A 6,856-nucleotide genomic window follows, 5' to 3' on the forward strand; every position below is an offset into this window, starting at 1 on the left:
CTTGCCGGTGGAGAGGACTCTCTTGCTGAGACGGTCGATGATCTTCCCCGTGCGGTGCTGAAGCGACTCCTGTGCCTGGCGGTCGTCGAGTTGATGGACTCCTCGGACGACGCTGAGAAGCAGGTCGCGCGGATGGCCCGAAGGCTCCAGCAGAGGCGATCGCAGTAGCACTAGGCGCGACCGGTCATGCCGCTGTCGTGGCGGGACGCCCGGCGTGACAGTTAAGACTGGCCGCCGTCATCAGCAGGTCTCATCACGCCAGGAGTCCAGGGGCTTTGTGATCACGCCGCCCTCAACTAGCAGTTCCCCCGCCTTCAGCCCCGTCAGCTCCTCGAGGGTGAATTCTGGGCCATAGGCATTCCATGCGTTGTCGCCGGAATAGCCAAAAACTTCGTAGACCTCCCCCGGCTCAAGCAGGTCCGTCATGCTGCTGACCGACGCGAGTCGCGCGTCCAGGTCACGCTTGGCGGGCACTTCAAACGATGTGTCGAGGACATCTTCCTCGACCGTCTGGACCAGCACGCCGTCGAGCTCTCCGTCGCAGATCACGACGTGCGCCACGACGTCTCCCTCGCTCACCGAGAGGGCGATTCCCCCCGCTTCCTCAGGACTGCACGCTGCCAGTACGAGCATGGCAGCGCAGAGCGCGATCACCGGACTGCGACTCACGTCAACCCCGATCTAGGACAGACACCAACTCTAAGCCTCGATCCACCGATGAGCAGGGACTGACTGGTCGCCGTCGCTGACGACGGGTCTTGGGGTGTCGGGGCGTGGTTGTTTGTCTGGCCTCGCTGCCAGGTTGTTCCGGGTTGTTCGTCGTGCCGTGTCGGCGGGGTGGTCAGGTCGTCGGTGCTGGCGGTGGTCCGCAGGTCTGGTTGAACAGGTCGCTCCAGGCGGTTTCCCAGGGCCACGCGGCCGGGAGGTGCAGCATCACGCGGCGTGCCGAGGAGGCGATTCGGGCCGGGACGGCGATCAGTTTGCGGCGGATCGTGGCGGTGGTGGCTTTGGCCAGTGCGGGGCCGGTGATGGTCGCGGCGGCTCGGGTGAGGTTGAACGCCATGACCGCGAGCACGAGCCAAGCTGCGTTCGCGGTGAACTTGCCCGAGGGCAGGTGCGCGAGCGCGGAGGCCTTGAGGTCGGCGTGGACTTGTTCGATGATCGCGTGGCCGCGGTGAATCTTGTCCGCGGTCACGGTGTCGTACTCGCGGGGTTCGGTGGTGGTGAAGAAGGCGTGGAAGCGCCAGGTGTCGAACAACGTGGCCTGCCCATCGTTCTTGGGCGGGTTGAGGTCGGGAATCCGACGGACCACGAGCCGCCCGGTGACCTGCTCGGACTTCTTCTTCGAGGTGAACGCGATGAAGGGGACCTCGGCGACCTCGGCACGTGAGACCCAGATGTTGGTCTGCTCGTCAAAGAGAGCGTCGGTGTACTCGATCGGGGTCCACGCGTCATCGGCGATCATCGCGATGGCGGCCTTGACCTTGGGATCCATCCGGACGGTGACCGAGACATCGGCACCGGCACGCAGGGCGGCGTTGAGTGCCTCGGCACCGTAGAACGCGGAGTCGGTGCGCACCAACGGCCTGGCCGCAGACATCGACGTGGTGGTCTTCAGCGCGTCGGCGATCAGCCGCTTGGCGCCGCGCGGTGAGCCGCACGATCCCTTCCGAAGCCGCTGGGCCACGATCACTGGCGCAGAGCGACTGGTGGTGACGGTGGCCAGCAGTGCGTTGAGCCCACGGACCCCGGAGTAGCCGTAGGCAGAGCCCTGCTTGGCGTAGCCATGGACCTCGATGATGGTGTCGTCGATGTCGACCATCACCCGCTCACCAGTGTCCGCGGATGCCTCGAGCAGCGGTGCACAATCGGCCAGCCGGGTCAGGAACCGGGTGGCGACGGCGTCGAGTTGGCGGACGTGGCCGAAGGTGAAGGTCCGCAGGAACGAACCCAGTGTCGAGGGCGCGTAGGCGTTGGCGAACACCCGGCTCATCCCGCCGTGGCGTAGCAGCGCCATGTCGTCGATGGAGTCGGCGCCGGCGACCATTCCCGCGACCAGCGAGGTGACCTTCAGCCCGGCGTTCGCGCCCTTGTCGGTCGGCACCGTGAGGTGCTGCTGGACCAGCTCTTGGAGGCCAGCAGACCGGGCCAGGGTGAGGACCGGGACCAGCCCGGCTGACGACACGAGGTTCGGATCGTCGAACACCGCCGAGGTCGCAGCCGACGTGTGGCACAGTTGCATCTACGAGATGCCCTTCGTACTTGGTGGAATCGGTCCCTGAAGAAGTCCGATTTTCCCAGTACGTAAGGGCATTCTCACTTCACGACGCGCTCACCCGACCGACCTCATCGGTGGATCGAGGCTAAGCGCCAGGATCAGATCCCACTCGCCACTAGCGGAAGCCACGCTCGTGTCCACCGCAAGCGCGCGCTCATGCAGAAGGGGGTCGAGCAGTAGGTCACGAGACCTGCGCGACCCAGACAGCAAGAGTTGAGTCGGGTTCCTCAGCAGGGTGCCGGTGCATTTCTGCAGCCCCCACCAGGTCGACTGTTCCTGGGGATGAGTCGCTCAGAGCAGCCTTCACCGCGACGGGCTGGCCGCTGCCCCAAGTTCATCGTGAGCTCGGCCTTCTCGTACGGCTGTCAGGATCGCGACCTCAGCCAGTTCATATGAGTCGGAAGGTCGCTCAAGGTCGGTAGGAACTCTCTAATCCTTGCCTACCTGACAACGCCGAGGGGTCCATCCGAACTGTCGCAAAGCGCAGGGTTGCTCCGATGAGCCAGCGGCGAGCGACTGCGGTCGAACGTGTGAATCCGTTCGCGTCCGCGCGGGGTATCGGTCAGGATCGACCAATGATGTCCGAGCCGGAGTTGCACGCAGCTTCGACGCGACTTGCAGCTCAGTGTCTGAGTGGCACGCTCGATGACCTCACCGATGCCGAAACGTGGTTGCTTGCTCTTGAGCCATCGGACCTCATTCGACTGGACGACATTGCTCGAACTGTCTCCTGGTCCCGGCCACCTCACCTTGGACTTGGGCAGGGGTGGACTGTGGGAACGAGGGTCGAGGACTACCTCGTCGTCGCGACGGTGGCTTCATTCCATCGCGACGGCTATCTACGCGAGCGAGCGGTCCGAGCCTTGGCGGGCCGTTCGGCTCCACTGGCTACACGCGCTTTGATGCTGCGGACGACCGATCACGTTTCAGAGGTTCGTACCCCGGCGCGTCAGGCACTTCTTGCCCGCGCCTCCGTCACCGACGCCCGGGATGTAGTGGGGTTGCTGCTGAGGGTCTCAGGGCGAGCACACGGTGGATCGGCTCTGAGCCAGTTCCTCGCGCGGCTCGAGTCGCTGGAAGGGCCGGCGTTTGCGTTGGGGCTTTTGGAGACCACTGACATTCGCGTGCGTCGCTACGCCTATGGCGAGGTACTGGCGCGAGGCCAGCTTGAGGGGGAAGACCTTGTGTTCGCTGTGGAGGGAGAAACCGATCAGTGGTCTCGTCGGCTGCTCTCGCAACACTTGGTGAAGCTCGACCCGGGGCGTGCCAAGGATGTCCTGCTCCACGGCCGCTATGTCGAAGGCAGACTGATCGCACTTTTCGACCTTCCGGCCGCCGTCATGAACCAAGCAGATCTCGAGCGCCGCCTTCTTGACCGCTCGCCCCGGGTCCGCGAGGCCGCTCAGTGGCGGTATCGACAGGCTGGCCACGATCCCGCCTCGTATTACCGCCTCCGCTGGGAAGGGGATCCGCCGGACGCAGAAGCTGCGCAGGTCCTCAGCGGTCTCAGCGAGACAGGTCAGCGACTCGGCATCGACGAAGCCTTGGCCAAGTCCAAGAGCAGTGAGGCGCGCGTGCGGATGGCTGGCCTGCAGCTGTGGCCGAAGCCAGGACCATCGAAAACGGTTCTTTTCAACCTCCTCGATGACGAGGCGCCGGCGGTCGTCAAGTACGTCGCTGCCGAACTGTCCAAGGACGGGTCGGTTCGATACTCGGACTTGAACGAGGCAGCCTCCTCCGAGCTGCCCAACGTGCGGCGAGCGGCTTGGCTCGTGCGACGGGGCCTTGGGTCGTGGAGCCGCGTTCGGGGCGACCTTGAAGCCATGCAAGATTCCGACCCTGGTCTCAGCGGTCTCGCAGAAAGCGACTTGCTGAAGTGGTTGCAGTACAGGGCGGCAACGGTCTACCAGCGCCCGCTGCCCAGCGAGAAGGCTGCTATCGAGGAACTTCTAGCAAGCGCAGGCCTGTCGCCCGAGACCAAGGCTCAACTGCGCTTTCACGCCGGACTTTCCAAGCCCGCACCCGAAGGTCCCAGGTGGTGGAACTCGAGCTGACCCACGCCACCTCGTCGGCCGACGAATACGGCGCCGCGCTTGCCGGCCGTAGTCGTGCTGGGATCGAGTCGGTTCGCCAAGAGATCCGAAGCCTGCCACCGGACGAAGCGGAGTCACGACTCTCAGAGGCTCTGGGAAGCGACAGGGCGGTGTTTCCGCCCGAGGTGATGACGCGGATGGTGCGCGCGATTCAAGACCCTTGGTGGCCAGCGAAACATCCCGTACGTGCGTTCAGGGAGATTCTAGAGATCCGGAAACGGCCACGCGAGTAGCGCCATCCGCCCCATCTGCCGCTGTCGGGGCGGAGCGCCCGACCATGCCGCTGTCGGTGTGAACTTGATCGGCCAGGTCAGTCGAAGTGGAGTCGGGACAATCTGAATCGCCGCGGTTCTGATGGAGGCTCCACGAGACCCGGGGCGATTCAACGTGTCACGTCAGCGTGCAGTGATTCTGGCGAACCGAACACAATCGCGGAGAGCCCTGCGAGGATCCAGATCGTGTCGAGTCAGATCACGATCCATGAGATCGACGGAGCGTTCAGCCTGACGTTCTACTGCGGTGACCTCCCAGCAGACGAGGCAATCGTCGAGACCGGTCATGAGCCGAACGGATACTTCTGGGAGGGCATGGTTCAGTACCTGGCTCCAGAGATTGCGGAACAGCTGGAACTAGATTCCGAAGGCGGCATGTTCGCCGCTAACGGCGAGCGCCCGGCCCTCGATGCTTTGCAGAGCTTGATCGAACCTTACTTGGGGGACGGAGAGAAGGTCGCGACTGTGATACGCGAAGCCGAGGACTCAGGGTTCGCGTTCGACGACTGAGCAGCGTCGTCGAATCTCTCCGAGATCGGCCGCCAGCTCGCGCTCATTGCGGGACGCCCGACCATCCGGGTGAGCCGGTTTGCGTCAGAGTGACGCGGCGGCGGCTGCTTGGGCTTTGCGTCTGTCACGGCGTTCAAGGAGCCCGTGGGCCAGAAGGAACATCAACGTGCCGCCTGGTCCCGCGATGACAAGAAACGCCAGCGCTGCGATGTGCCACGCGTTGAGCTTGCTGCCACGCACATCGCGGATGACGATGATGACGGCCCAGAGTTGTACCGCCAGCAGAGCACTCCACAAGACCCATCCCGCTCCAGACTCGGGTGTCTCGAACCAGAAGAACATGTCGACAGCGTGCCACGGCCGGGACGCCACCGGAATCCTGAACGGCGCCTAGAGGAATACGTGGCTGCACGTGCAGGCGTCCGACCACGCCGCGGATGGCGCGGTTCTGCCGAGAGTCGGGCGCTTCGTGATTCCATCGGCGCATGGCCAAATGGGAGGAACTTCGCGACGCGTATGGCTCGGCTGAGCGCGTTCCGGCGCTGCTTGCTGCTGCGGAGGAATCTGGCGTCGAGTTCGGGCCCGCCTGGGACGACGCATGGAGTCACCTGCGTCACCAAGGAACGGTGTACAGCGCGAGCTACGCGGCGGTCCCGCTTCTAGCTGACATGTGTTCGCGGCTCCCGGTTCGTGGCTACATGCCAGGACTCCAGTTGGCAGGCTCGATCCTCGCTTCCACAGACGGCCCAGGAGACCCGAACGAGGTGCGCGCCTCCTTCGTCACCGAGATCTCCCAACTGCGGAACATCGCGGAGGCCGCTTTGCCGCTGGCGGAGAGCGACACCGAGTTCATCTACGCACTTGAAGCGCTGGCGGCTTTCGAGGACTTGGGCGTTTGGCAGCAGACGCTCAATTACCTCGCAGATGGCGAAGCGCCCCTCACCTGCAACCAGTGCGCGGACGAGTTGCTCCTTCAGTTGGATGAGGTTCCACCCAAGGTTGCGACCTGGAGCGCGGACGATGGAAATCGAGACGTCGTGGCCATTGAACCGGCTGCCGGGACACCTGAGGCACGGCTTTGGAACCTCGCCACCATCCACGGACGGACAGCGGTGGCCCAGAGCCTTCGCTTCTACTTCGGCTCATCGCAATGCCCTGCCTGCGGCGCCCAATTCAACATCGGTGAAGCCTTCGCTTGAATCGCGCTGACTTGCCGCTGTCGGGGTGGAGCGCCCGACCATGCCGCGCCGCGGTCATGCTGGCCCTGAGCACGGCCCACGTACGATCTGCGGTGTGGAGTCCGAATCAGCGCGCCAGCCCGCCTCGCGAATGAAGCGTCTTGCGCGCGAGGTTTACGACGCTCAGGCCGGAAGCCGTTCTCCGATTCTTGACGGCCCGTGGTGGCTTGGAATGTCGCTCCTGGCGGCGGTCGCAGTTCTCTTGATCGTGGGCAGTCCTTGGAAGTGGCTGGCACTTCTCGTCTTGATCGGGTTTTTCTGGTTGCCGTTCCTCGTTCGGTGGGCCGTGGCGCTCGCTCGTACTGTCCCCGCGTTCCGTAAGGGTTATGGGTCGTAGATCCGTACTGAAGGCATCTGCCGCTGTCGGTGCGGGACGCCCGACCATGCCGCTGTCGGTGCGGGACGCCCGACCATGCCGCTGTCGGTGCGGGACGCCCGACCATGCCGCTGTCGGTGCGGGACGCC

General features: G+C 64.4%; 6 protein-coding genes. 3 read left to right on the forward strand and 3 right to left on the reverse strand.

The genetic code is table 11. The features are described 5' to 3' along the window. Positions 1 to 240 precede the first annotated feature (240 nt). Positions 241 to 561: a hypothetical protein gene (locus ASE01_RS18340; RefSeq protein ID WP_157537520.1), complete on the reverse strand. Its 321-nt coding sequence runs from the start codon at positions 559 to 561 to the stop codon at positions 241 to 243. 280 nt (positions 562 to 841) lie between these two features. After that, the gene (locus ASE01_RS18345; protein WP_056755696.1) at positions 842 to 2,242 is read right to left on the reverse strand and encodes an IS1380 family transposase; all 1,401 of its coding nucleotides are present in this window, start codon (positions 2,240 to 2,242) and stop codon (positions 842 to 844) included. A 938-nt stretch (positions 2,243 to 3,180) separates the two neighbouring features. On the opposite strand from ASE01_RS18345, the gene ASE01_RS18350 reads away from it, so the two are divergent. Both ASE01_RS18350 and ASE01_RS18355 read left to right on the forward strand, forming a co-directional pair. Continuing rightward, positions 3,181 to 4,332, forward strand: a complete 1,152-nt coding sequence (locus ASE01_RS18350) for a hypothetical protein (protein ID WP_157537522.1) — start codon at positions 3,181 to 3,183, stop codon at positions 4,330 to 4,332. Between the two features lie 497 nt (positions 4,333 to 4,829). Continuing rightward, on the forward strand, positions 4,830 to 5,153 hold the full coding sequence (locus ASE01_RS18355) for an Imm51 family immunity protein (protein ID WP_200958904.1): 324 nt from the start codon (positions 4,830 to 4,832) through the stop codon (positions 5,151 to 5,153). An 84-nt stretch (positions 5,154 to 5,237) separates the two neighbouring features. On the opposite strand, the gene ASE01_RS18360 is transcribed toward ASE01_RS18355, so the two are convergent. Continuing rightward, a complete protein-coding gene (locus ASE01_RS18360) occupies positions 5,238 to 5,495 on the reverse strand; it encodes a hypothetical protein (RefSeq protein ID WP_157537524.1) in 258 nt (85 codons plus the stop codon). A gap of 143 nt (positions 5,496 to 5,638) precedes the next feature. Between ASE01_RS18360 and ASE01_RS24530 the strand changes: the two genes are divergently transcribed. Beyond that, the gene (locus ASE01_RS24530) at positions 5,639 to 6,352 is read left to right on the forward strand and encodes a hypothetical protein (RefSeq protein ID WP_157537526.1); all 714 of its coding nucleotides are present in this window, start codon (positions 5,639 to 5,641) and stop codon (positions 6,350 to 6,352) included. Positions 6,353 to 6,856 lie beyond the last annotated feature (504 nt).

It is taken from the genome of Nocardioides sp. Root190 (assembly GCF_001428565.1).
Taxonomy (GTDB): Bacteria; Actinomycetota; Actinomycetes; order Propionibacteriales; family Nocardioidaceae; genus Nocardioides.